The sequence below is a fragment of the Natronolimnohabitans innermongolicus JCM 12255 genome (assembly GCF_000337215.1).
Classification (GTDB): Archaea; Halobacteriota; Halobacteria; order Halobacteriales; family Natrialbaceae; genus Natronolimnohabitans; species Natronolimnohabitans innermongolicus.
Genome location: NZ_AOHZ01000081.1, coordinates 71589 through 97452, shown reverse-complemented (window position 1 = coordinate 97452; position 25864 = coordinate 71589). Strand labels below are relative to the sequence as shown.

General features: G+C 66.9%; 20 protein-coding genes. 6 read left to right on the top strand and 14 right to left on the bottom strand.

Going from position 1 to position 25864, the window contains the following annotated elements; genetic code table 11:
• Nucleotides 1-72: 72 nt before the first annotated feature.
• From C493_RS16985 to C493_RS16970, 4 genes are all read right to left on the bottom strand, one after another.
• Complete coding sequence (locus C493_RS16985; protein ID WP_007260716.1) at nucleotides 73-1002, bottom strand: branched-chain amino acid transaminase; 930 nt, start codon at nucleotides 1000-1002, stop codon at nucleotides 73-75.
• A gap of 161 nt (nucleotides 1003-1163) precedes the next feature.
• Nucleotides 1164-3272 carry a copper resistance CopC/CopD family protein gene (locus C493_RS16980; protein ID WP_007260715.1) on the bottom strand — a complete coding sequence of 703 codons (2109 nt, stop codon included), beginning with the start codon at nucleotides 3270-3272 and terminating at the stop codon, nucleotides 1164-1166.
• A 3-nt stretch (nucleotides 3273-3275) separates the two neighbouring features.
• Complete coding sequence (locus C493_RS16975) at nucleotides 3276-4517, bottom strand: YncE family protein (protein WP_007260714.1); 1242 nt, start codon at nucleotides 4515-4517, stop codon at nucleotides 3276-3278.
• Nucleotides 4518-4624: 107 nt separating this feature from the next.
• On the bottom strand, nucleotides 4625-5152 hold the full coding sequence (locus C493_RS16970) for a winged helix-turn-helix transcriptional regulator (RefSeq protein WP_049889437.1): 528 nt from the start codon (nucleotides 5150-5152) through the stop codon (nucleotides 4625-4627).
• A 309-nt stretch (nucleotides 5153-5461) separates the two neighbouring features.
• Between C493_RS16970 and C493_RS16965 the strand changes: the two genes are divergently transcribed.
• Nucleotides 5462-5890: a DUF7471 family protein gene (locus C493_RS16965; RefSeq protein ID WP_007260712.1), complete on the top strand. Its 429-nt coding sequence runs from the start codon at nucleotides 5462-5464 to the stop codon at nucleotides 5888-5890.
• Nucleotides 5891-5939: 49 nt separating this feature from the next.
• Here C493_RS16965 and ribB read toward each other — a convergent pair whose 3' ends face one another.
• The 8 genes from ribB to glpK form a co-directional block, all read right to left on the bottom strand.
• Nucleotides 5940-6662 carry a 3,4-dihydroxy-2-butanone-4-phosphate synthase gene (ribB, locus tag C493_RS16960; protein ID WP_007260711.1) on the bottom strand — a complete coding sequence of 241 codons (723 nt, stop codon included), beginning with the start codon at nucleotides 6660-6662 and terminating at the stop codon, nucleotides 5940-5942.
• Nucleotides 6659-7366: a DUF120 domain-containing protein gene (locus C493_RS16955; RefSeq protein ID WP_007260710.1), complete on the bottom strand. Its 708-nt coding sequence runs from the start codon at nucleotides 7364-7366 to the stop codon at nucleotides 6659-6661. The genes ribB and C493_RS16955 overlap by 4 nt, the downstream gene beginning before the upstream one ends.
• Before the next feature lie 174 nt (nucleotides 7367-7540).
• A complete protein-coding gene (locus C493_RS16950) occupies nucleotides 7541-8347 on the bottom strand; it encodes a DICT sensory domain-containing protein (protein ID WP_007260709.1) in 807 nt (268 codons plus the stop codon).
• A 130-nt stretch (nucleotides 8348-8477) separates the two neighbouring features.
• Nucleotides 8478-9512, bottom strand: a complete 1035-nt coding sequence (gene twy1, locus C493_RS16945) for a 4-demethylwyosine synthase TYW1 (RefSeq protein ID WP_007260708.1) — start codon at nucleotides 9510-9512, stop codon at nucleotides 8478-8480.
• A 102-nt stretch (nucleotides 9513-9614) separates the two neighbouring features.
• Nucleotides 9615-9902 carry a hypothetical protein gene (locus C493_RS16940; protein WP_007260707.1) on the bottom strand — a complete coding sequence of 96 codons (288 nt, stop codon included), beginning with the start codon at nucleotides 9900-9902 and terminating at the stop codon, nucleotides 9615-9617.
• A gap of 655 nt (nucleotides 9903-10557) precedes the next feature.
• Nucleotides 10558-11241, bottom strand: coding sequence for an HAD-IIB family hydrolase (locus tag C493_RS16935; RefSeq protein ID WP_007260706.1), 684 nt, complete (start codon nucleotides 11239-11241; stop codon nucleotides 10558-10560).
• A 147-nt stretch (nucleotides 11242-11388) separates the two neighbouring features.
• The gene (locus C493_RS16930) at nucleotides 11389-12528 is read right to left on the bottom strand and encodes a hypothetical protein (protein ID WP_007260705.1); all 1140 of its coding nucleotides are present in this window, start codon (nucleotides 12526-12528) and stop codon (nucleotides 11389-11391) included.
• Nucleotides 12525-14069 (bottom strand): glycerol kinase GlpK, encoded by a 1545-nt coding sequence (gene glpK / locus C493_RS16925; RefSeq protein ID WP_007260704.1) that lies wholly within the window; start codon nucleotides 14067-14069, stop codon nucleotides 12525-12527. Before glpK ends, C493_RS16930 begins: the two co-directional genes overlap by 4 nt.
• Before the next feature lie 305 nt (nucleotides 14070-14374).
• Here glpK and glpA point away from each other — a divergent pair, with 305 nt between their 5' ends.
• The 4 genes from glpA to C493_RS16905 all read left to right on the top strand — a co-directional run bounded on the left by glpA (nucleotide 14375) and on the right by C493_RS16905 (nucleotide 20207).
• On the top strand, nucleotides 14375-16138 hold the full coding sequence (glpA, locus tag C493_RS16920) for an anaerobic glycerol-3-phosphate dehydrogenase subunit GlpA (protein ID WP_007260703.1): 1764 nt from the start codon (nucleotides 14375-14377) through the stop codon (nucleotides 16136-16138).
• A gap of 1 nt (nucleotide 16139) precedes the next feature.
• A complete protein-coding gene (gene glpB, locus C493_RS16915; RefSeq protein ID WP_049889436.1) occupies nucleotides 16140-17492 on the top strand; it encodes a glycerol-3-phosphate dehydrogenase subunit GlpB in 1353 nt (450 codons plus the stop codon).
• A gap of 130 nt (nucleotides 17493-17622) precedes the next feature.
• Complete coding sequence (locus C493_RS16910) at nucleotides 17623-19011, top strand: anaerobic glycerol-3-phosphate dehydrogenase subunit C (protein ID WP_007260701.1); 1389 nt, start codon at nucleotides 17623-17625, stop codon at nucleotides 19009-19011.
• Nucleotides 19012-19016: 5 nt separating this feature from the next.
• Nucleotides 19017-20207 (top strand): Cdc6/Cdc18 family protein, encoded by a 1191-nt coding sequence (locus C493_RS16905; protein WP_007260700.1) that lies wholly within the window; start codon nucleotides 19017-19019, stop codon nucleotides 20205-20207.
• A gap of 171 nt (nucleotides 20208-20378) precedes the next feature.
• Here the strand turns inward: C493_RS16905 and C493_RS16900 are convergent, their stop codons facing one another.
• A complete protein-coding gene (locus C493_RS16900) occupies nucleotides 20379-21305 on the bottom strand; it encodes a DUF368 domain-containing protein (protein WP_007260699.1) in 927 nt (308 codons plus the stop codon).
• A gap of 278 nt (nucleotides 21306-21583) precedes the next feature.
• A complete protein-coding gene (locus C493_RS16895) occupies nucleotides 21584-24664 on the bottom strand; it encodes an oligosaccharyl transferase, archaeosortase A system-associated (protein ID WP_007260698.1) in 3081 nt (1026 codons plus the stop codon).
• A gap of 184 nt (nucleotides 24665-24848) precedes the next feature.
• Here C493_RS16895 and aglG point away from each other — a divergent pair, with 184 nt between their 5' ends.
• Entirely contained in the window at nucleotides 24849-25808 is a 960-nt protein-coding gene (gene aglG, locus C493_RS16890) for a glucosyl-dolichyl phosphate glucuronosyltransferase (RefSeq protein ID WP_007260697.1), read from the top strand.
• Nucleotides 25809-25864: the final 56 nt, after the last annotated feature.

The following is a 25864-nucleotide window of genomic DNA, read 5'->3' as shown; positions in this document are numbered from 1 at the left end:
GCGAGCGATACGGTTCCGAACGCTGATTCGAATACAAGTCAGCGGAGCGTCACTGCGCCCACGCGGCTCAGTTCAGACGTACTCGAACCACTCGTCGTACGCGTCGGTTTCGCGCTCGACGATCTCGAAGAATCGCTGCTGGATCTCCTCGGTGACGGGCCCGCGCGAGCCGTCGCCGATGACGACGTTGTCGACCTTCCGGATGGGCGTGACCTCGGCCGCGGAGCCGGTAAAGAACAGTTCGTCGGCCGTGTTGAGTTCGCCTCGAGAGATCGAGACGTTGTCGTGGACCGTGTAGCCGAGATCCTCGGCGATCTCGATGACCGTGTCGCGGGTGATGCCGTCGAGGATCGACTCCGAGAGGCCGGGCGTGTGAATCTCGCCGTCGCGGACGAGGAAGATGTTCTCGCCGGGCCCTTCGGCGACGTTGCCCTCCTTGTTGAGGACGATCGCTTCGGCGTAGCCGTTCCGTCGCGCCTCCTCGCCGGCGAGCATGCTGTTGACGTACAGGCCCGTCGTCTTCGCGTTCGTCGGAATCTGACTCGAAGCGTGCTTGCGCCACGAGGAGATCATGACCTCGATGCCCGCTTCCAGAGCCTCCTCGCCGAGGTAGGCTCCCCACGGCCAGACGGCGATCGCCGTTCGGGTCGGACAGTCCTCGGGGCTGACGCCGAGGGAGTTGTAGCCGTAGAAGGCGATCGGGCGGATGTAACAGGACTCGAGATCCTGGCGCTGGATGAGCTCTTTCGTCGCCTCGGTCAGTTCCGCTTTCGTGTGATCGATCTCCATCTCGTAGGGCTTTGCCGACTGGTAGAGCCGATCCAGGTGCTCCTCCCAGCGGAAGATCGCGGGGCCCTCCGCGGTGTCGTAACAGCGTGCGCCCTCGAAGACGCCGCTGCCGTAGTGCAAGCCATGTGTGAGGACGTGGACCTGCGCGTCGTCCCAGTCGACGAACTCGCCGTCCATCCAGATCGTGCTGACGTCCATCTCGTCGAATCCCATGATCGAGAGTGTTACGAGCCACTGTACTAAGTGTTCGCGATTTGCGAATGGGATGGAGCGCTCGAGTCGGGGCGTTACTCGACGCGGACCGGATAGTCGCGGAATCGACGCGGGCCGGATAGTCGCGGAATCGACACGGGCCGGGTGGTCGCGACGCCGACCTAGCTCGAGCGATCCCGGAACCGAACGACTTCAGTGACGACGGCGACCGTGCCGCCGACGCCGATAGCGACGGCGCCGAACTGCAAGAGCGTGGCGAACGCGCCGTCGGTCTCGTCACCGACGTCGTGGTCTGCGTGCTCGTCGTCGTGGTCTGCGTGTTCATCACCGTGGTCGTGCTCGTTATCACCGTGGTCGTGGTCTTCCTCGCCGTGGTCGTGCTCGTCATCGGGGAGCACGTGAACGTCGACGGTCTCGCTCGAGAGGGCGCTGTCGTACTCGTAGGAGAGCTCGAGCTCCCAGTCGCCGTCGTCTGCGAACGGCTGGACGATCGTGTAGGTGCCGTCGTCGGCTCGCTCGAGGGTATCGTCGAACGAATCGTCGGGGCCGTCCACCGACAGTCTCGGCTCGCGATCGGTTTCGACCTGCTCGCCGTCGTCGGTCAGATTCGCCTCGAAGACGACCGGGTCACCCTCCTGGACGTACACGACCTCCTCGTCTTCGTCGTAGTCGGCGGGCGTCACGGTCAACTCGAGGTCGGCGCTCCCCTCGCGCTCGATCGTCGCCGTTCCGAGGTCGTCATCGCCGGCGACGGCCGCGGTCGGCACCGACGTGAGCAGCCCCGAGAGCAAGAGTACGACGACCAGGAGGGCGACCTCGAGGCGGACTGCGCGGCGAAATCGGGTGACCGTTCCGTCCGCGGGACTCGGGTCGGAGACGGACGCGATTCGGCCGCCGTCTTGGCGGGTCTGCGCGCCAGCGTTTCCGAGCGCGTCCGCATCGTCACTCAGGCTGGCGGATTCGTCGCCGGCGTCGGCCTCGAGTCGGCGAAGTAGGACGAACCGGGTGAATCCACCCAGTCCGAGCGCCAGCAGGACCAGGAGCGTCTTCGCGGAGAGGGCGGTGCCGTAGACCGTCTCGCCGAGCGCGTCGATGCTCGGAACGTGCCAGGCGGCGAGGACGAGTCCGGTCGCGCCGGCGAGCGTGACGCCCGCGACCGCGAGCAGCGAGTAGCGCCGGATCGTCGCCGCGGCGAGCGCCGCGCGGTCCTCGGCGGCCGTTCCGCGGAGCAGCGGCGGGACGATCAGCGCCAGTACGACCAGACCGCCGACCCACAGCGCCGCGCCGCCGATGTGGGCGAAGTCGACGGCCATCCCCTGCAGGCGGTCGATCGCCGTCGCGGAGTGGCTCGTCCAGCCGACCGTCGCGCCGACGCCGAGTGCGCCGACGAACGTCCCAGCGAGCCAGCCTCGCCGCGGAATCGCGCCGCGGCGCGGACCGCCGACGGCGACGAACGCGAGCAGCGCGACGGCGAGTGCGAGCTGGAGCAGCCACACCTGTCCGAGCGGCGTGGCGACGAATTGCTCCAGCCCCTCGAGGGTGAACGGTCCGGGATCCGGGACTCTGCTCAGCCCGAGGGCGAGCGCCGCGGCGAGCAACAGCGCGGCCCCGCCGGCGAGCAGTCGAGAGAGTCGTCGATCGACGGCGCGCGTCGACGAGCCGAATCGGTCGGCAGCCGGGTAGACCGCGATGGCGGCCGTCAGCGGGGCGCCGACGAGCCCGACGAGCGCGACCAGTAACAGCCCCTTCGAGGCGGTCTCGGTCGGCGGTGGCGACTCGTCGGTCTCGTCGTCCGCGTGGGCCTCGAGAACGGCGTCGCGGTCGAGCGGTTCGTCGCCGACGGCGAAAAAGAACGTCCCGGAGGTCGTGTGACCGTCGTCCGCGATGACTTCCCACTCGACGGTGTACATGCCGTCGGCGTCCTCGCTATCGGCCGCGTCCTCGATCGGGATCCGGACGATCTGGCTGTCGTCGGGATCGATCTCGGGTTCGCCGTTCACTTCCTCGCCGTCGGGCCCGGTGATCGTCGCGTCGGTGACGATCTGGACGCCGTCGCCCGAGAACGTCAGCGTCACGTCGTCGGGCACTGCTTCGACCTGTTCGCCGTTAGCCGGATCCGATTCGCTCAGGTACGCGTGGGCCGCGACCGGCGTGGCGACCGCCCCGAGCAGGAGGACGACGGCGAGGACGACTGTGGTTGCTCTGATAGCGCTCGAGGCGCGGCGGGAACCGGCGGGCGGGCGACGGTCGGTCGATTCGCGTCCGGTCATCGCTTATCGAATTTTGCCGGAGTAGCCGACGCCGGAGTCGCCGACGTACTGGATAGTGTCGACGCCGTCTTCGACGTCGACCTGGTGGGCGACCTCCTGTTCGGCCATGTCGACGACGGCGACGAAGCCGTCGCCGTCCGCGGGCGTGAGGAAGTACTCGTCACCGGCGACGCCGGAGCGGTGGAGGTGTCGTGCTCCCTCGGGTCGCTCGATGTCGCCGACCGCGAGCGTGTCGAGGATCTCGAACTCGTCGGTGTCGATGACCGCGCCTTCGTCGTTCATCGTGTTGGCGGTGAAGGCGTATATCGTGCCGTCGTCGTCGTAGTAGCGCAGCGCGTCGGGGCCGCCCTCGACGGTGACCGAGCCGAGTTCCTCGCTGTCCTCGCTGGTCGCGTCGAGGAACCGAACGTCGTCGCCGTCGAGGACGCCGAGCAGTTGCTCGTCGGGCGTGAGGTACATCCCGCCGGCGAGGTCGAGCACGTCGACGATATCGTTCGTCTCGGTGTCGACGACGACGGTCTCGTCGCCGTACTCGAAGTAGGCGAGGCCGGTCTCGGGCGCGTAGGCCTTGTAGTGGGTGCCCTCCTCCGCGTCGATCTCGTCGGATTCCGTGAAGTCGATGAACTCGCTGCGCTCGTAGTCCTCGAGGTCGATGACTGGCGCGCCGGGGTCGTTGACGTTCGTCGCGTATCCCATCGAGCCGAAGTCCTCGTGGTAGAGCAGTTTGCCGTGCCCCTCGTCGTCGAGGCCGGATTCGACGACGCGGACGTCTCCGTCCTCCGGCGAGTCGGTCTCGACGACGTAGAACGCGCCGTTCTCGTCGGAATGGGCCCACATCTCGTCGTCGTTCGGATGATACATGTGGGTCGCATCGGGGCCGATGCCGACCTCAGCGGTGATCTCGCGCGACTCGGTATCGATCACGACGACCTGGTCCTGGGAGTCCTCGATGACGAAGATCTGGCTCAGGTCGGTCGTGATCCGCGGGTCGCCCCAGCTATAGTCGTCGATGCCGTCGGTGATCTCGTCGACGACCTCGCCCTCCGCGGGATCGATGATCGAAATCTGGTTGGGTGCGAACGCGTACGCAAGCCCCTCGTCGCCGCCGCTCTCGCCGCCGTTTCCGTCGTCATCGTCGCCGTTCTCATCGTCATCGTCGTCGCCACCGAGACAACCGGCGAGTCCGACCGCGAGACCGCCTGCTGAGAGCTGTACGAAACGTCGTCGATCGATCGACCGGGTCATACGGACACATCTATTCCATCTGCTATTTTTGGTTGTGGTCCGATCGTCGAAAAAGGGTGTCTGACGGTAGATCTGTTCGTTCGAGACGAACGAGGCTCGAGCGAACGTTACCGGGAGTTCGGCGGCCCCTCGAGCAGGCCGTCGACAAGCCGCGTAAACCGATCGAGCAGTCGATCGGGAACGGTCGGCGTCACCTCCGAGAGCAGCGGTGCGGTGCGGTCGGGGTTCGACAACGTGAGCGTCACCCGGTTTCGCTCGTCGTACTCTTTGACGACGATGTCGCGCTCGACGAGATGGTCGAGATGGTACTCGAGCGTGCTCCGGGCGATCCCGAGGTCGTCGGCGACGGTGGCCGGCCCGCAGGGACCGGACTCGATCAGGTAGACGACGATCTCGCGGGCCGTCTCCCGCCGAAACAGCGCTAACGCGGCCCGCTCCCACGCGTCGTACTGTGGCGGGTAGTAGTGGGTCTGTCCGTACAGTTCCTCGCGAACGAGGGCGTCGGCGTCGAGCAGCCGCCGGACGTGATACTGAATCTGTCCCGGGGCGAACTCGGACTCCCTGACGAGTTCGTTGAAGTGGATCCCGGCGTTTGCCTGCACGTGCGCCCTGATCTGGTTTCGAGTGTCGCTCATGGCAGTGGGTGGAAGGGTGTCCGCGTTCCGAAGCGGGTAGCTACCCGTTGCTAGCGGTGCGAGCATCATAACGGCTTCCGATCGTTCCTGATAGGTGGGAACCGTCGTACGACGGGTGGTAATCAGTACCGCGAGAGCGGACGCGAGTCCGGAGACGTTCGCGGACGCTATCGATGGGCGATTGGGGGCGGCCACGCCGTCGAAATGTGACGAAACCGGCGTCGCTCGAGAGACCGATCGACCGCGGAATCTGTAACGGATCTAACCGAAGGTCATAGATAGACCCCGCTCCGATATAGAAACGAGTAGATGGATCACACGAGCCCGTTCGAGGTCCAGTGGCTGGACCCCCAGCTGGCGCCGGTCCTGCTCGCCGTAATCGTCCTGGCCGTCCTGGGGACGACGATCCTCTTTGGCTGCGGGATCGTCGCCTACTCGCGCCGCCGGTCGACCCGCTACCTGCTGGTCACGGCCGTCCTCGGCTTACTCGTAACGCGGTCGATCGTCGGCCTCGGCACCGTCTTCGGGCTGGTGCCGATGACGATCCATCACCTCGTCGAACACAGCGTCGACTTCTCGATCGCCGTGTTGATCCTGTATGCCGTCTACCGGAGCGGACCCGGAATCAGTACCGATCCGGAGTCGAGATCGAGATCGAGATCGGGATCAGGATCAGGTTCAGGCTCGGGGTCGGAGTCGGATCCGACGCAGGCGGCGCTCGGTCCCGACGACGATTGACGAGCGGAACGTTACCAGCGAGAACGGTCGAGCCGTCGAGTCAATGTCCTCAGCCGAGGCGCTCGAGGATCGCGCTGCCCTCGAGATACGTAAAGTCGTGACGGTCGGCGTAGGCGCGGGCGTCGGCGGGCGTCATCGCCTCGCCGGTGCCGTCGGCGAGCATCTCGCAGACGACGACCGCCGAGGAGAGGTCGGCGGCTTCGGCGAGCGCGACGCCGAGTTCGGTGTGACCCTCGCGCTGGGCGAGCAGATCGGGAGCGGCCTTGAGCAGGTGGACGTGCCCGGGAACGCGAAACTCCGCGGCGAACTCGGTCGCGTCGGGGTTGGCTGCGGCTTCGCCGAGCGCCTGGATGGTCGTCGAGCGATCGTTGTCGGTGATCCCGGTGTAGGTGTCGCGGTGGTTGACCGTCAGCGAGAACGACGAGCGCTCGTCGTAGCCGAGTTCGTGGCCGCCCGCGGCGGGGTGGTCGATCTCCTCGGTGTAGAAGGGGAGGTCGAACGCGTCGGCGACGTCGTGGCCGAGCGCCACGCAGACGAGTCCGCCCGCGTCGTTTCGCAGGTGGGCGACGGCCTCGGGAGTCACCGCGTCGGCGTGGTAGATAAGGTCCGTCTCGCCCTCGCGGTCGGCCGCGTCGTGGACGAGGATCGGCTCGCCGGCGCGAAGCGACTCGAGGGCCTCCTCGACGGTGTTGGCCGTCGTCGCGGAGCCGCCGTCGGCGCTGGTGTTCGTGCCGCTGGCGTCCGATCGCGTTCCGGCGTGGTGGCCCGTCATCGGCGATCACCCACGTAGACGGTGACGTGGTCGTCGTCCTCGAGGTCGAGTTCCTCGCGGAGTTTCTCCGGCGCGATGACCTCGAGCTGGTCGTCGTCGTGATGGGTTCGCTCGGGTGCGATCGTGTGTGCGTTCTCGTAGCGGTCGCCCTCGGCCGTCTCGATCGTCGCCGCATAACAGACGGCGGGCCCGTAGGTGCGGTCGTCGTCCTCCCAGCCGTCGATCGGCACCGGCTCGAGGGAAGCGACGGCGCTGCGACGGCGAACGCTCTCCTCGCGGAGTTCGACGTTCAGCGTGCCGGGGAACGGCTCGTAGCCGAGTCGGTCCTCGAACTGTCGTTTGTAGCCCGGCAGGGAGATGTAGTGGCGCCCCTCACCCATGCCGCTGGTGACGGTGCCGTCGAGTTCGACCTCCGATTTGGCCTCGAAGATGCGCCGATAATCCTCGTACTCCGCATGCAGGAGTCGTTCGCCGTCGTCGGTGACCGCGACCCACTGCCCGTCGCTGACGGTGTCTCGCTCGAGCAAGTCCGCGCTCTCGAGGCGCTGGAGCCGTCGCGAGGCGGTCTGGTTCGACGCGTCGAGGCGATCCGCGAGGCGAGAACAGGAGATCTTGACGTCGCCCTCGAGCCCGCCCTCGAGTGCGAGAAGTTTGAGCACGGCGAGTTCGTCGTGCCCGACGGCGGACGCGGTTGAGACTGACATACCACCCGGTATGATCGGCCACCCTAAAAGCATACCGAATGTGGCATGCATACCAAAACTGTGACGAAGTTGTCGAGCGTTTAGTCGCGTACCGATCCGTTGGTGGGTCGGCGCAAAAAGCCATCGGTCGTCCTCACGGCTCAGACGGTCGCGGCGCTCGAGGTGGTCGCGAACTCAGAGTTCCCGAGCGATCGCGTCGTCGATCTCCGCGACGCGCTCGGAGTTGCGCGTCCAGACTCCCTCCCAGATCCGTGACGCGGTCTCGAGGCAGACGAGCGCCGCCGAGCCGGCGTCGGGACCGCTATCGTCGGCGGCGCCGTCGGGCCGATACACGACGAACCAGCCGTTTCGGTAGGTCGAGTCGGTACCGGTGTGGACGGTCGCCTCCACGTCGACCGTCGTTCCGTCGTCGACGCCGTAGACGTGGACGTCGACGTCCGTCGCCGCGAGTCCCTCGTATACCTCTCGCGTCCCGACCTCGTCCTCGATCCGCGAGAGCCGCTGGAACGACGAGCGAAGCGTTCCGTCGCCCGCTTCCCAGGCCCGCTGCTCGATGTGGCGCGAGAGCAGGATCAACAGGAGTTTCTCCTTGTGCGCAAGGGGATAGCCCCGGAGTCGGAGCGGGGCTTCGGCGACGCCCGCGATGACGTCCGGCAGGTCGATCTCGCCAAGTCCGCGCGCACCCGTCACGAACAGATCAGAGTTGATCGCGAGGAGCGACTCGTAGAGCGCCGTCATCGGTGACGCCGCGACGGGCTCGCCGTCCTCGAGCAAGACCGCGACGTCACCGTCGGTCTCTCCCTCGAGGTCCGCCAGGGGTCCGGAACCGACGATCGTCTCTCCGTCGGTCCGCACGTTGACCGACTGCGTCTCGAACGCCGCCTCGAGCATCGCTGCAAGCGGTCCCGGCTCGTCGTCGCTCACCACGGCGATCGTTCGCTCGGGCCCGTCGACATCGTCGATGAACGATCGAAGGGGCACTGGCGGGAGTTCGGTCGGTCGGTTTGTAAGCGTTCTCGCCGCGACGGGGGACTCGAGCGAGGTGGGGCTCAAGTGGAGCGGAGACTCGAGCCGAAGAAGGTGAAATCGGTGAAGACGAGGGATACGCCCCTCAGTCCCCGACGACCGGATCGCGCTCCCAGAACTCGCTGCCCTTCTTGAGTTTGGGGACCCAGGTGTCCTTTTGCGTTGCGAGCAGGGCGACGCGGGACTCCGGCACGCCGCGACACTCCGTGAACTCGGGCATGTACGACATGACGTCCTCGGCGAACGCGACGACGGCCTCGTGGTCGGGCATCGCCGAGCGGTCGAGGCGGCCCTGCGAGTGGCCGACGTGCATGTAGGCTTTCAGCTCGACGAAATCGGGGTCGGCCTGCTGGTAGAAGCCGGCGTACCAGTCGGGGTGGTGCATGTTCTCCCCGTCGACGAGCGTCGTCCGGAGGACCGTCCGGGTCTCGTCCTTCTCGGCGAGGACGGCCATGGTCTCGAGGAGCTTCTCCCAGGCGTCGTCCTCCGTCGCGCCGACGACGTTGTCGAAGGTGTGGCGCTCGGGGGCGTCGACGCTGACGTACAGTTGCGTGGGATCGCACTCCCTGAGCACCTCGGGGCGGGTGCCGTTAGAGACGAGGAAGGTGGTGATGTCGCGGTCGTGAAACGCGTCGATGAGCTCCGGCAGGTAGGGATAGAGCGTCGGTTCGCCGTCGAGCGAGATGGCGACGTGTCGCGGCTCCATCGCCTGGTCGAACACCTCGCGAGGGACCTCGTCGTTGCCGCCGAAGCCCGACAGTAGCTTCTTCTGGAGCCTGATCGAAGCGTCGACGACCGCCTCGGGATCGTCCCACTCGACGTCGTCCATCTCGTAGGTGTGACCCTGGTGGTCGCGCCAGCAGAAGACGCAGCGCTCGTTACAGCGCACGACGGGCGTCATCTGGATGCAGCGGTGGGACTCGATCCCGTAGTAGATGTACTTGTAGCACTTCCCCTCGCCGCGGATGGCGTTCGCCGTCCAGCCGCAGGTCTGGGCGGCCGTGTGGTTCTCGCTGTGATAATCCGGACTCGAGACCTGCATCGCACCGCCGTCTCCCGCGTCGGCTGCCTCGTCGGCGTCGGTCCCCGGATCGACGCCCGAATCGGCGGAATCACTCATGTTGACCCCGCTTGGGCGGGGGCGGACAAAAACCGTGTGGTGTCACCGGAGCGAAAACGTTCCGGTGGCAACGGCGAACTCGAGCGCGCCGGTTCGACCGGGCTACTCGAGCAGTTCTCCCGGCTCGGCGGGTTGGTCGTCGCCGCGAGTGATCTCGCGTTCGAAGCCGTACAGGACGATGCCGGTGTTGGCGGTCATGATGACGCCGGTCATCGGGACGGCGTCGATAAAGAGGTACATGCCGACCCCGAGCGCGAACGGCGCCGCTGCGACCGTCGCCCACAGCAGCGGCCTCGAGACCGCGACTCTCGAGGCGTCGAAGTAGATCGCGATGAACAGGGCGGGCGTCACCACGATGCCGAGGACCGCGGCGATAACGTCGGCGAGCATACTCGAGTGTTCGTCGGGCCGAAGAAAAGCGTTCTGAGTGTCGCGCTCGAGCAGTCCTCGTCCGCAGGCTGCGGGCACTCACCGTTCGGAGCCGGCTTCTCGTTGTTCGGACTCGAGCTATCTCTCCGCGTGGCGCACGCTGAGCCACGGTGAACGACGAGTGAACCGTGGCTCGACGTCGTGCGAGGGATGAGCGAACGAGCGAAGCGAGTGAGCGAATCGGTTGGGGAGGATGTGGAATCCCTCGTAGCCACGATCGGAAGTCAGTCGCCTACCAGTCGTTCTCGAATTAGTTGAGCGGCGGTTTCCGTATTCGACCGCTCTGAGACTTCTCACACTGGCTACGAGGATTGCCTCTCCCTCCTCAGCCGATTCGCTCGCTCATCCACTGGTAGACCCGAAGCGTCTTCCACGCGACTGATACTGCCGGACAGACCTATTTGCCGATCGGTCGCGCGACGGCGGTCGTCGCCGTCGGAGCCGACTGCGACGTCGCGACCGACGGTGCACTGACTGCTGTCCGACAGTTTGAAAACCGAGAATCTTCGCATCGCGAGACGGCGAGCCGTCTCGGCTGACCTCGCTCGCTACGCTCACGAAGCCCTCAAGCGCGACTCGAAGCGCCGCCGAGAACCCAGTCCCGGAGACCGCTACACTATCCTGACCCACGAACCCGCTCGAGGACGGCCAACGTGCCGTCGGCGTGTGCACCCTCGAGTACCTCGTCGGCCGCCGCTTTCGCCGTCTCGTCGGCGTTTTTCACGGCGAAGCTCCGGCCGACGGTTTCGAACGTCGAGACGTCGTTGACCGAGTCGCCGACGGCGACCGCGTCCGCGAGGTCGAAGCCGACGCGCTCGGCGATCGTCTCGACGCCGTCGCCCTTGTTCGGCGCGGTGTCCTTGACGTGGTAGGCGTAGCCGGTGTCGACGACCTCGAGGCCGTGCTCGGCGGCGATCGCTCGCAGCGGGCCGATCGGCTGTTCGAGATCGACCGCAATTTCGGTCTCCCGCCAGCGGTTGACGGTGTTTTCCGGCCCCCAGCCCGTGTCGTAGCCGGCGGCCCGATACTCCTCGAGGACGGCCTGAGCGGCGGCGCGGTCGGCGGTGAAGAAGACGTCGTCGCCGGTGTAGACCACGCCGCCGTTTTCGGCGACGACGAGTTCGGGAATCCCGGCGAAGTGACAGAGGGCGACGGGGTAGGGAAAAGCCTTCCCGGTCGCGATCACGACGGGGGCCTCCCAGTCACGAACGGGGTCGAAGACGCGCGGGTCGATGCCCCAGCGGTCGGGGCGCGTGAGCGTGCCGTCGATGTCGAGCACGAGCGGCGGATCGGCGGACATAGGGTGAGATGGGCCGGCCGTCGCCTAAAGCGAACGGGTCTCGGCACGCGGCTCAACTCGAGTCGAGTACTGGTGCTCGCTCGAGCGACGCGTCTCGAGTCGGACGACGAGAAAACGGACGCGGACGGTCGGCGGGCGATCAGCGGGTCAGAACCACGGGACCCAGATCGTCGTTCCGAAGACGCCGGCGACGTACAGGATCGCGACCAGGGCGGTCCCGAAGACGATCGCCGCAGCCGGCGGATCCACGTGCGTGTCGCCGTGGGCGTAGAAGACGCGCTGGAACAGTTCGCCGAACAGCGCACAGACGAGCCCGAACGCGAGGCCGACGAGCAGCGCGACCTCGACGCTCGTTCCGGCGAGTACGGCCCCGCCCTCGTAGGCGACGGGCGCGTTCGCCGCGAGCGCGTTGTCAGCGGGGACCCACGCCGCGAGCGCGGCGGTCCCGGCCGGCAGCGTGATGTGGTGGGTCACGGGCACCTTCTCGATGCCGAGGTTGAGAAACAGCAGCGACGCCGCGCTGATACCGAACCCGAGGAACGCGCTCTCGGTCATGATCGAGATCCAGGCGCCGAGAATGCCGACGAACGCACCGAGCGTGGCGACGTGACCCCACTTGTACTGGTGGGGCAGCCACGGCTCGACGGCGAACCGGCCGGCTGCCGCGGCGCCGGCCTGCCGTTCGGGAGCGATAGCGTCGCCGCCTTTGGGGGTCTCCGCTTCCGCCAGATCGACCATCTCCTTCCCGCCGTCCGCCGAGGTGCGACGCTCCTCGCGCTCGAAGGGACCCATGTCGAGGACGTTGCTGCCGCGAACCTTCCCGATGATGCTGTAGCCGAGGATGAGGCGGTGGAAGATCGCCGAGAGGACGACGCCCATCGCGATTGGGTCGTACGGCATGCCAAGCCCCTCCGAGGCGACGGTCAGCCAGTAGCCGAGCACGCCGAAGGCGGCGCCCACGAGGAGCACGTCGGGCTTGGTTCCAAGCGCCTGCGCGATGTTCTTCGCCTGGTGGTAATCGTGTTCGAAGCCGTCCATGTACCCCTTCTTCGCGGCGTAGGCCGTCGCGGCCACCCCGCCGGCGAAACTCACCGCGGGCGAGAACGCCGGGCCGAACGCGATCTGATCGGTGATCGCGCCGTCGCCACCGGCGAGCACCGAAGCCTCCCCGGCGATCACCATGAAGCCGGTGAAGACGAACGCCGGAAGCGGCCCGATCGCGGCGCCGAACGCGCCGCCGGCCAGCGAGGCGATGATCGCCGCGAGATCGGTGAGCGCGTCGATCATTTACTCCCACCGTCGTTCGCCCACCCCAGCGACCGGTCGACGGCGTCCTGCCAGCGCCCGTAGCGCGCGTCCGCCGTCTCGCTGTCCATCTCCGGCTCGAATTCGCGGTCGACCTGCCAGTTATTCCGCAGGCTGTCGACGTCGTCCCAGTAGCCCACCGCGAGCCCGGCCGCGTACGCCGAGCCGAGCGCCGTCGTCTCGTCGACGACCGGGCGGACGATCTCCGAGCCGATGATATCCGACTGGAGCTGACAGAGGTAGTTGTTCTTGACCGCGCCGCCGTCGACTTTCAGCGAGGTCATCTCGATGCCCGAGTCGGCCTCCATCGCCTCCGCGACGTCGCGGGTCTGGTAGGCGATCGACTCGAGGGTCGCCCGGACGATGTGTTCCCGTTTCGTGCCGCGAGTCATGCCGACGATGGTCCCGCGTGCGCGCTGATCCCAGTGGGGCGCGCCCAGCCCGGTGAAGGCGGGGACGACGTAGACGCCGTCGGTCGAGTCGACGCTGCGGGCCAGTTCGGCCGTCTGGGCCGGGTTGTCGATCAGCGAGACGTCCTCGAGCCACTCGATGGCGGCGCCGGTGATGAAGATCGAGCCCTCCAGCGCGTACTGGACGTCCTCGCCCGAGCGCTGGAAGCCGATCGTCGTCAGCAGGCCGTGGTCGCTCGTGACGGCCTCGTTGCCGGTGTTCATCAGGAAAAACGAGCCCGTCCCGTAGGTGTTCTTCGCGTCGCCGGCGTCGAAACAGGTCTGGCCGAACAGGGCCGCCTGCTGGTCGCCGAGTGCGCCCGCGACGGGAATTTCGGCCTCGAGGAAGCCCTCTGGATCGGTCGTCCCGTACGTTTCGTCGTCGCTCGAGGGCCGGACCTCGGGAAGCATCTCGCGGGGCACGCCGAACTCCGCGAGGAGGTCGTCGTCCCAGTCGAGGTCGTGGATGTTGTAGAGCATCGTCCGCGAGGCGTTGGTCACCTCGGTGACGTGCTGGCCGGTCAGATTGTAGATCAGCCACGTGTCGATCGTTCCGAAAAGGACGTCGCCGCGCTCCGCGCGGTCGCGGATGTCGTCGGGCCGCGAACGCTCCATCTTGATCGGATCCGCGTTGTCGAGCAGCCACTCGGCTTTCGTCGCCGAGAAGTAGGCGTCGGCCTCGAGGCCCGTCTTCTCGCGGATCTCCTCGACGAGGTCGTTCGCCTCGAGTTCCTCGACGCGGTCGGTCGTCCGGCGGTCCTGCCAGACGATGGCGTTGTGGACCGGCTTGCCGGAGTCGGCGTCCCACAGCAGCGTCGTCTCGCGCTGGTTCGTGACGCCGATCGCCTCGAGCTGATCGGGGCTGATCCCCGCCTGCCCGAGCGCCTGCGTGATCACCGACTTGGTGTTCTCCCAGATCTCCATCGGGTCGTGTTCGACCCACCCTGGCTCCGGATAGATCTGTTCGTGCTTCTCGTAGGCGTTCGCGACGACCTGTCCGCCGTGATCGAACACGATGAAACGGGTTCCGGTCGTCCCCTGGTCTACCGCACCGACGTAGGTATTTGCTGTCACTGGTGGTCACCCCGTGCGACGCGCCGTCTTTACCAACGGTCGCGTGCTACTGGTAAACAATACCTACAATCATTATAAAAGTTACCGAAACCATATGTTCGCCGAGAGATTTCGTTCCGTAGTTCGGACAGTCGACATCGATGATATTCACTCTTTGGATGGAGAGACGGACAGCTTCTCCGATATTCGTTCGAAGCGACCCGCTTCCGGGGTAGAGGTCGATCGTGAACGCCGTCGGATTGTTATGACTGTTGGGCCAGCGTCGATAAAATAATGAGTCGGGACGGCTAGCTACGAACGAAGGGATGGCAAACGACACCGAGGTCCTCGTACTCGGGGGCGGATCGACGGGCTGTGGCATCGCGCGGGATCTGGCGATGCGCGGCCTCGAGGTCACCCTCGTCGAGCGGGGCAATCTGACCGACGGAACGACCGGTCGCATGCACGGGCTGTTACACAGCGGCGGGCGCTACGCCGTCTCGGACCAGGCGAGCGCGACCGAGTGTATCGAGGAGAACGAAATCCTGCGCGACATCGCGGGCCACTGCGTCGAACTGACCGGCGGGCTGTTCGTCCAGCGTCCCGAGGACTCGGACGACTACTTCCGGGAGAAACTCGAGGGGTGTCGGGACTGTGGCATCCCCGCGCGCGTCCTCTCGGGACGGGAGGCTCGCGAGGTCGAGCCCTACCTCGCGAACGACGTCAAGCGGGCGATCGAGGTCCCCGACGGCGCGGTGGACCCGTTCCGGCTCTGCGTCGCCAACGCGTTGGACGCCGAGAACCACGGCGCGCGCATCGAAACCCACGCCGAGGTCGTCGACTTGCTGCGCGACGGCGACGACATCTACGGCGTCGAGGTACGCCACGAGTCCGGGCCGGGGAACCGAACGCACAAGGCCGCCGGGACGACCGAGGAGATTACGGCCGACTACGTCGTCAACGCGACGGGAGCCTGGGCCGGCCAGATCGGCGCGATGGCCGACCTCGAGGTCGAGGTTCGGCCCTCCAAAGGCGTCATGACGATCATGAACGTCCGCCAGGTCGACACCGTGATCAACCGCTGCCGACCGAAGGGCGACGCCGACATCATCGTCCCCCACGAGACGACGGCGATCCTGGGGACAACCGACGAGGAGGTCTCGGATCCGGACGACTACCCCGAGGAGGGATGGGAGGTCGACCAGATGATCGACACCCTGACGGAACTCGTCCCGATCCTCGAGGAGGCCCGGACGATCCGTTCGTTCTGGGGCGTCCGACCGCTGTACGAGCCGCCGGGCACCGGCACGCAGGACCCGACGGACATCACGCGCGACTTCTTCCTGCTCGATCACGCCGACCGCGACGGCGTCTCGGGGATGTCCAGCATCGTCGGCGGGAAGTTTACCACCTACCGCGCGATGGCCGAGGAGATCTCCGACCACGTCTGCGAGAAACTCGGCGTTCGCGCGTCGTGTGCGACCGCCGACGAACCGCTGCCGGGCAGCGAGCGTATCGAGACCCTCGAGGCCGGGATGGACGACTTCGGACTGCGCTCGCCGGTCGCGCGCCGGAGCAAGCAACGGCTGGGAAGCCGAGCCTCGGAAGTGCTGGACACGGACGAGGCGAACCCGGTCGTCTGCCAGTGCGAGGGCGTCACGCGCGCGGAGGTCTGTGACGCCATCGACCAGTCCGGCTCGGACCTGAACGCCGTTCGCATTCGGACGCGAGCCTCGATGGGCAACTGCCAGGGCGGCTTCTGCTGTCAGAATATGGCCAACGAGCTCCACCCAGCGTACGACGAGGAAACCGTTCGAGCCGCGCTCGACGAACTCTATCAGGAGCGCTGGAAGGGCGAGCGCCACGCCCTCTGGGGCGAACAGCTCTCCCAGGCGATGCTCAACTACGCGCTGCACGCGACGACGATGAACCGGGATCGAGATCCGGCCAACGAGGACGAAGGGGACGGGCTCGAGTACGACAACTTCGACGGCGGTCGACCGACCGCGGAGACGCGAGCCGACGGCGGGGCCCGGCTGCGAGGCGAAACCGGCGGCGAGGACTCGAGCCGCGGACGAGGTGACCGCTGAGATGGCCATCGAGGACGACGTCCTCGTCATCGGCGGGGGACTCGCCGGTTCGATGGCAGCACTCGCCGCCGCGGACGCGATCGACGACGCTCGAGTGCGCCTCGTCACCTACAAACAGAGCACGCTGCGCCACGCCAGCGGGCTGATCGACGTGCTGGGCTACACGCCCGACGGCGAGGGGCCACTGGTCGACCCCTTCGACGCGCTCGCGGACCTCCCCGACGGCCATCCCTACGAACGCGTCGGGAGCGAGGCGGTCCGCGAAGGGCTCGCGTTCTTCGACGAGATCGCGGGCGACGCCTACGCGGGCGCGCACACGGACGCGAACGCTCTCGTCCCGACCCACGGCGGAACGGTCAAGCCGACCGCGCGCTACCCCGCCTCGACCGCGGCGGGGCTGGCCAGCGACGACCGCGACGCCCTCCTGGTCGGGTTCAAGACGCTGCCGGACTTCGAGGCGCCGCTGGCCGCCGAACACCTCGCGGCCGCCGGCGCGCCGTTTTCGGCCCGCGGCGTCACGATCTCGTTCCCCGGCATCGTCCGCGACGACGCGAAGGTGACGCGCTACGCCCACCTGCTCGACCAGGACGAGTCCGTGGCGACGAGCGCAGGCGAGACCGGCGCTCGCGAGGCGCTCGCGAGGACCGTTGGGGCCCACCTCGAGGGCGAGCCGCGCGTCGGGTTCCCCGCCGTGCTAGGCGACGAACACGCCGCCGAGGTGCGGGCCGCCCTCTCCGCCGCCCTCGGTGCCGACGTCTTCGAGATCCCGATGGGGCCGCCGAGCCTGCCGGGCGTGCGACTCGAGGACCTGCTGTACGCGGCGCTCGAGGACGCCGGCGTTCGGGTCACCTCCGGCGTGCCGGTCGTGGAGTACGAAGCCGGCGACACAGCGGGGGCGGATCCGGCGGACGAGGCGGTCGCGGCCGACGGCGGCAGCGACGCGGATCGCATCGATCACGTCGTCGTCGACCGCCACGGCGCCGAGATTCCCCACCGTGCCGAGCAGTACATCCTCGCGACCGGCGGGCTCGTCGGGAAGGGCGTCCGCTCCGAGCGCGAACGGGTGTTCGAACCGATCTTCGACTGCCACGTCCCCCACGCCGCGGACCGCTACGACTGGTTCGTCGACGACGCCTTCGGTGAGCAACCCTACGCGCGGTTCGGCCTCGAGCCGGATCGCGAACTGCGGCCGCTCGACGCCGACGGCGACCCCGAGTTCGCGAACCTGCGGGCCGCGGGCGCGGTGCTCGGCGGCTACGACTTCGCGGCCGAGAAATCCGGCGCCGGCGTCTCCATCGCGACGGGGTACGTCGCCGGCCGACGGGCCGCCGAGGAGGCGGGGGCCGGGCGATGACCGGAACGAGACGGCAGCGCGACTCGAGTGCAGGCGTCGGCGAGCGAGCGAGCGTGCGTATTGACAGGCGAGTGGACGACTCGAGCGAGGACGACGAGTGCGACCGACGGACGCAGCTACTGGTGATTTCATGAGCGACGCGGAACGACCGACCGACGATCACGTACCGGGCGCGAAAGACGACGAGTTCGAACCGATTCAGGTGTTCCCCGAGGCCGAGGAGATGGACCTCCGGCCGGGCGCGGACAACTGTTACAAGTGCTCGACCTGCGACACCAACTGTCCCGTCGCGGCGGTCGACGACGAGTTCCCCGGGCCGAAGTTCCAGGGGCCCGAGCAGTGGCGTCTCAAGCGCCAGGACGACCACGACATCGACGACTCCGTGATGAAGTGTTCGAACTGCATGCGCTGTGACAGCGCCTGCCCCTCCGAAGTTCCTCTCTCGCAGATGCACAACACGGCCCGGGCGGAGTACGTCGAAGAGAACATGAGCAAGCTCTCCCGGGAGTACTGGCGCAACCGCATGCTCGCGAACTACCGCCGGCTCGCGCCGCTGGCCGCGACGTTCCCCCGGACGGCGAACTTCGTGACCGGGCTCTCGATCACGAAGTGGCTCGGCGAGAAGGTCATGGGGATCACGAGCGAGCGGGAGTTCCCGGAGTTCGCGACGGAGACGTTCCGCGAGTGGTGGACGAAGCGAGGCGGCGCGCAGGTCGAGAGCGACGAGAAGCGGATCGCCTACTTCCACGGCTGCTACGCCAACTACAACACGCCCGAGGTCGCGAAGGCCCTCGTGCGCGTCTACGAGCACTTCGGCTACGAGGTCATGGTCCCCGAGCAGTCCTGTTCGGGCACGCCGATGTTCGCCAACGGGATGCTCGATGACGCCCGCCGGGCCGCCGAGACCAACGTCGAGGAACTCGCCGCCGCCCTCGAGGACGGCGCCGATATCATCGCCTCCTGTAGCTCCTGTTCGATGTCGATTCGCCAGGAGTACCCCGAACTGTTCGACTTCGAACACACCGAGGACGTGGCCGCGAACACCTGGGACGCCGTCGAGTATCTGCGAGTCCACGAGGACCTCGAGGGCGAACTCGAGGGGACCAGCCTCGACGGGCAGTCGTTCGCCTATCACGCACCGTGTCATTCACGTAACCAGGGACTCGATGGACAGACGATAGACGTGCTCAGCGCGATCGACGGCATCGACGCCCACGACGTCGGCGACTCCTGTTCGGGGATCTCCGGCACCTACGGCTGGAAGGCGGAGAACTACGAGACGTCCATGAAAATCGGCGAGGAGATGTTCGAACACATGGAAGACGCCCCCGCGGAAACCGGACTGACGGAGTGTCCGACCTGCTCGATGCAGATGGGCCACGGCACCGGCTACGAAATCACGCACACGCTCGAGGTGCTCGAGGCGGCGCTGCTCGGGACGGAACTCGGTACAGCTGGGAGTGGGACCGGCGACGGAGACGCAGACGCGGTCGACGGCGGGCGCCGGGAGGCCAAGTAAGGGAGATGGACCTAGAGGAGCGAATCGCGCGGCGACGGTCGGCCCGCCAACACGGCGAGATTCTCGTCGACCGCGACCACCTGAGCCCGATCGTCCACCGCGCAGAGCCGATCGGCCGCGGCCCCGTCCTCGAGCAGTTACTGGACGTCTTAGAGCCAGTCTTCGACGGCGAGTTACCGCCGCCGGTCGCGGTCGTCGGCCCCTCGGGAGCCGGCACGTCGGCGGTCGTCACCGCGCTGTTCGACGCGCTGAACGAGCGGCTGGGCGAGTCGACGCGTTCGATCGGCACGACGACCCGCGCCGGCAGCACCGAACCCGTGACCTGGTTCGTCTACGTCGACGGCCGCCGCGTCGAGAGCGCCTTCGCGTTCTACCGGGCCGTCCTCTCCGTGTTGAGTCCGGAGCCGATCCCCGAGAGCGGCGTCGGCACCGACGCGCTCCGCGAGCGACTCTGTAACCGCTTGCTGCGCCCGGACCACCGCGCGGTCGTCGCCGTCGACCACCACGACGAGCCCGACACGCTCGAGTACGAGCGCGCGCTCGAACTCCTCGATCCCGTCGCCGACAGCGTCTCGACGGTCGCGGTCGGGACACGCGTCCCCGAGCGCTGGATCGAGGGCGATCCGACCGTCCCCGTGCCGGCCTACCGCCACCACGAACTCGTCGACGTCATCACCGACCGCACGTCGACCGGGCTCGCCGCGGGCGCGATCGACCACGAGTCGATTCGGGAGGTAGCGCTGTGGGCCGACGGCGACGCCCACGACGCGCTCGCTGCGCTGTTCGGCGCCGCCGTCCTCGCGAGCGACGCCGGCGCCGATCGGATCGCTCCGGACCACCTCGAGGCCGCGAAGGCCGACGTGCCCGACGACGGCGTCCACCTCGACCGCGTGCTCGCGCTGCCGGAAACGCGCCAGCGCGTGCTTCGCGACCTCGTGGCCATCGACGCCGCCGACCGACCGATTCGCGAGATCGCGGCCATCATCGCCGATCGCTCCTCGCTGACGACGGGGACGGTCAAACGGTTTCTCTACGAACTCGCCGATCAGGGCATCATCGACCGCGTGCCGCTGCCGGCGACCGGGAGCGGGCGCCGTCCGAGCGGCGTCGTCCCGGCGTTTCCCTCGATCGCGTTCCGTGCGCTCGGGCCGGCCGTGACCGAGGGTGACGGCACGGATTCGAACGGGTCCGCCTGAGAACGGAGCGAGTTTTTTGGATATTGCGTGAGTCGTGCCGTGCTCGCGGAGGGGTACTCGAGACGAACGCGGCGAGTGCAACTCATCGGTAGACGGGAGGCAACTCGAGGAACAAGCACGAGCACGAGTCCGAGAACGGATTCGGAACCGAGCGCCAAACGGCGGGTCGCGTCAGTACTCGAGGTCGTCCGTGTACCAGTTGACGAGCAACACCGCGCCGGCGCCGACGAGGCCGGCGACGACGGCCGCGCTCGTCGTTCCGTAGGCCGTCTCGCCGAGGTTCGTCGTCACCTCCACGTACGGCAGACGAAGCGCGCCGACCATCAAACTCACCAGGAAGGCGAGCGTCGCGGCCCGGTAGCGATCCAGGGCGTAGCCCACCGCGTGGGCCATCGTGAACAGTCCGATGATCGCGCCCGCGCCGAAGATGCCGACGACCGCGCCGGCCTCGATCACCGGCTCGAGGGCGGCCCCGTTGAGGAGGCCGATGACGCCGTCGACGAACTCGCTCAGCACGCCGGTGAGGTACTCGTACTGCCCGAGCACGAGCAGGAAGAACGCGCCCGAGACACCCGGCAACACCATCGCACAGATCGCGATCGCGCCCGCGACGAAGACGATCAGCGGGCCGTGGGAGACGTCGCCCGCGGTCGCGCCCGTGATGACGAACGCGATGACGATCGCCAGCAGCGAGACGCCCACGCGGGCCGGCGTCCACGCCTCGATCTGGCCGTAGAGGACGACCGCCGACGCCGCGATCAACCCGAAGAAGAAGCCGTAGGTCGGCACCGGGTACGTCGTCGCCGCGCCGTGCATCAGCCGCGAGAGGACGACGATCGCCGTCATCACGCCCAACCCGAGCGTTATCAGGAAGGGGAGGTCCATCGACTCGAACTCGTCTCGCAGCGTCGCTCTGGCCTCGGGCTCGTGGACCCGCAGCGCCGATCGGAACCGCCGCGGGTCGATCGCCGTGATCGCGGCGATCATTCGATCGTAAATCCCGACGATGAGCGCGATCGTCGCGCCCGAAACGCCGGGGACGACGTCCGCTGCGCCCATCGAGAACCCCTTCAGGTAGACGGAGAGAAGCTTCCGCATTGCGCGCCAGTATTCCGGACGGCGGCAAAAGGCTTCCCACTCTTGTAGACTGCTGCATCACGTCAGCGATGGAACTGAATCGGGTGCGGGCGCGCCGATCGGACTCGGTGTGAACGGGAACAGAGCGGGCGAACTCGAGGGCTCGAGTCGGCAGGGTGCGGTGGGTTGGGGTGGGGCCTCGAGTCGAATTCGGGTACTCGAGGAGAATCGATCGGGAAGCGAGCGAGAGAAGCGGGGAGAAGACGCGAGACAGGAGAGGTGGCGGGTCTTGGTGAGGGTTACGCGTCGCCGTCGTCGGCGTCCGCGTCGTCAGCCTCGTCGGCTTCGTCGGCTTCGTCGGCTTCCTCGGCGCCCTCGGTGTCGTCGTCGCCGTTCTCGGCGTCCGTCTCGTCGTCGGTTTCGTTACCGTCGCCGGCGTCGGTCTCGTTGCCGTCGCCGGTATCGGTCTCGTTACCGTCCTCGCCTTCGTCGATCTCGTCCTCGAGGTCCTCGTCGAGTTCTTCGTCCTCGGCGGGCTCCTCGAGTTCGACCTGTTCGAACGCGTCGGCGTCGACGGTGACGTCGCCGCCCGTGACGACGTCCTCTTCGGTCACCTCGATCTGGGCCTGGTAGCCCTCCTCGCCGAACTCGCCGACGGAGACGTTGTACAGGTCGGTCGCCTCGACGGCGCTGTTCGTGTAGCCGTCCTCGACGCCGAGGTCGTCGTCGGTCGCGTACGGCACGGTCACTTCGAAGGTGCCGTCCTCGGCGAGTTCGACCTCCTGCTCGTAGGTGAGCGCGCGCTCGGTGTTGGCCTCGAGTTCGACGTCGACGGTGACCGTCGCGCTCTCGTTGAGCAGGTCGTCCTCGTCCTCGACCTGGCCGGTGATCGTGGCGCCGTCGACGCGTTCGTAGGTCTTGACCGCGGCGCTGATCTGGGCGTCGAGGAGTTCCACGTTCGGCGACTGCTGGAGCTGCATGAGCTCCTGCTGGGGTAGCTGCTGGGTGATGATCGCCGGGTCGCCCTCGTCCGGTGCGACGATGTCGCCGCCGTCGAGGTGGAGCACGTCACCCTCGGTGTAGCCCGCTTCCTGGGCGTCCTCGTACTCCTCGGAGTCCGGTGGGAACAGGCCGTCGGTGTACACCTGCGCGTAGGTCGCGAGAAGCGCGGGCGCAGCCTCCTCGGTTTCGTGGACGAGACGGTAGTGTTCCATGCCCGCCGCGTCGTCGCTGTAGAGCTGGGCGAGCATCGTGTCGTGGTACGGCGCCTCGTCGAAGTCCGCGGCGAGGTCATCGATGGCGATGTGCTGGTCTGGGTTCTGATCCGGCGGCGTCATGTAGTGGCCGTAGTCCGGCCCGGACCACTGCGTGATCGCGTTGAACTTCCCGCCGGCCATCGAGCTGTCGATCATCACGTAGCGCAGCTCCTCGTTGCCGGCGTCTGCGGCCATCGCCTCGAGTTCCTCGAGCGACTCGTCGTCGGGCGACTCGCCCGCGGCAATGGCGTCGAGGACCAGTTCGCCGCGCTCCTCGGATTCGGCGGTGAGGAACGCCGAGGAGGACTGTGCGTTCTGCTGGAACGGGTTCGAGTGCGGGATCCGTTCGGCCTGGGTGGTTATCAGGTGGCCGTAGTCCCACCACGACATCACGCCGTAGGTTCCGTCGGGGTACTCGTAGTCGCCGTCGTCGGGGTAGTCGTAGTTGCCGAAGTAGTCCAGCTTGTGGGCGTTCTCGTGTTCGCCCCAGTTACCCGGCTCGGGGGTGTTCTCGGCGAGCCAGTGGTTGGACTCCTCCCAGACCATGGCCTCGCCGTGCGGGCCGACCGCCTCGCCGCGGTCCCAGGCCGTCTCGTCGGCGGCCATCGGCGGGAGCAGCGGCACGAACAGGAGCATGACGACCATGATGAGGACGATCACCTGGTAGGTCTCGATGCTCCGCAGCGAGTTCGCTCTGCTCTGGATGTCGAGGTTGAAGATGCGGACGACGTCCGCCACGAAGACGGCGTTGACGACCGCGACCGCGAGCACGAGGTAGTAAGCGAAGCGAACCTGCGTCGCGGCCATGCTGATCAGGAACAGCGACCAGACGACGATCAGGGTGTGCTCGGCGCGGAACTCGCGTCCCAGGAAGGGGCGAGCGAGCAGGAGCGCGAGGCCCGCGAGCATCGTGTAGAAGGCCATCCCGAACTCGTCCTGGACGTGTTCCGTGAAGTTGCCCGGCGGCTGGGCCTCGGAGATCGTGAGGTCGGTCGCGGTCTGGCCGAACGGAACGACCCGTCGCGTCGCGTTGCTCACGATCGTCGAGAACAGGTCGGGGACGACGACCCACATCGCGAGGAACGTAACCCCGATGAGGCCGGCGATCGCACCCGGATAGTAGCGTCGCTCGAGGTCGTAGCCGTCCCACTGGCGGGCGAACCAGGCCATGAACAGACAGCCGGCGCCAACGAGGGCGGCGGCCGCGGGCTGGAGCAGCCCGAAGCTGGTGACGCTCGTGCTCGGTTCCTCCATCATGAGGAGCATAAAGAGCGCCGGCACGGCCATGCTGATCGCGCCGACCATCGCGACGTGGTCGGGCGAGGTGCCCCGAACGTAGTCGAGACAGAGCTGGACGGTGAAGAAGATCGCGAAGATCCCGATGAGGACGACGCCCGGCGGCCAGACCCAGAGGTAGAGGGCCAGGGCGATGCCGGCGAGAAGGCTGAAGCCGGCCGGCTTTCGGAGGGCGTCCCAGTCTTTGTCCAGCAGGAGTTCGTAAACGGGTTTCTCGCGTTCGGCCACGCGCAGGGCGACCATCATCGCGAGGATCGAGATCGCCATGAACAGCACCTCGGCGACGTGGTGTTGGAGCTGGCCGACGGTGGTGCGGTAGAGGAACGTCCCGGGCGCGAGCGCGAGGACGACGACCGAGACGAGCCCGCCGATCGTGCCGCCGAGTCGGCGCCCGATGTAGAACACCGGGATGGCGACCAGCGCCGCCATCACGGGGACGGAGAGCAGGGCGACGGTGTAGAGGGTCTCGGTGGAGGGATCGCCGAGCCCGACGATCATCGCGACGGTGACGATTATCTGGTCGAACAGGGTCCCGAACTGCCCGACGTACCTGCCGGTCGGAAACCCGGTCCAGATCTCGTAGGGCATCGTGCTCGGGTAGTTCTCCGCGGTCCACTCGACGGTTCGCCAGTGGTACCACGAGTCGACGCCGCCGAGCGCCGGCGTGCCACCGTCGGTGACGAATCGATCGTACGCCTGGGTTCGCACCCAGATCATAAACAGCATCACGGCCCCGATGACGGGGACGTGATACCAGTCGGCCAACGTCTCGAGGAACGAGGACGACGTCTCAGTCCCCCCCTCGAGGCGTTCGGTATCCGTACTCATTAGGTTGGACCAGACACAAGTCAAGAATAAGCCTTGCCATCTACGGCCCCGTTTTTGATATGCCGGGCCGTAACCGTCATATACGCCTGAATTTCGGTTCTCTTGGATGACGGACGGTGGACGCGGTGGGCCGCGATCGACCGAAGGAAAAGGCTTATTCACCGCTCACAGCAATCGAGAGCCGATGAAGGTCTCCGTCGTCATCTGCACCTACGCGATGGAGCGCTACGACGTGTTCTCCGAGTGCGTCGACAGCGTTCTCGATCAAACGTACGAACCGCTCGAGGTCGTTATCGTCGTCGACGGAAACGAGGACGTCTTCGAGCGAGTTCGGGACGATTACGGGGGCCTCGAGGACGTCGTCCTCCACTGTAACGACGAGAATCAGGGGATTTCGTACAGCCGGACTCGAGGGGCCAGGATCGCTTCTGGTGAGGTCGTGGCGTTCATCGACGACGACGCGGTGGCCGAGCCGGACTGGGTGGCGGAGCTGGCTCGAGTGTATTCGGAGACCGACGCGATTGCTGTTGGGGGACATGCGAAACCGGACTGGGTGACCGAGAAGCCCGACTTCTTCCCCGAGGAGTTCTACTGGCTGGTGGGGTGTGACGAGCGCGGCATGGGCGAGCACATGGAGGAACTGCGGAACACGTACGGGTCGAACATCTCGTATCGCCGGGACGTGTTTTTGAACGTCGGCGGCTACGACGAGAACACGGGTCGCCACGGCGACCGCCACATCCAGGCTCACGAGGCCCCGGTGTGTATCCGGATGGCGAATGCGTACGGGAAGGGCGTGGTGTACAATACGGACGCGGTGGTCAACCACAAGCTGTTCGACTATCGCGGCGACTTTCGCTGGCTGGTGTTTCGGTCGTTCTGGCAGGGCTACTCGAAGCGGATCATGGATCTCCTGCTGCCCGAGGCCTCCGGGGATAAGAACGAGTATTTAGGGCAGTTACTACTCGAGTTCGTTCCCGACCGGATCGGGAAGTTGATTCGGGAGCCCTCGTCGGCGAAGGCGAAGCAGCTGGTGACGATCTTCGTGTTTACGGCGGCGGTCGGGTTCGGGTATCTGTACGGGCTGGCCGACGTGGATCGGTCTACGTTGACGACTGATCACGGCGATTCGATCGACGCATAGGATTCGATCGTTGGCGGTTTGTACACGACCAAACTCTTAAAGTCGATTAGTCACCT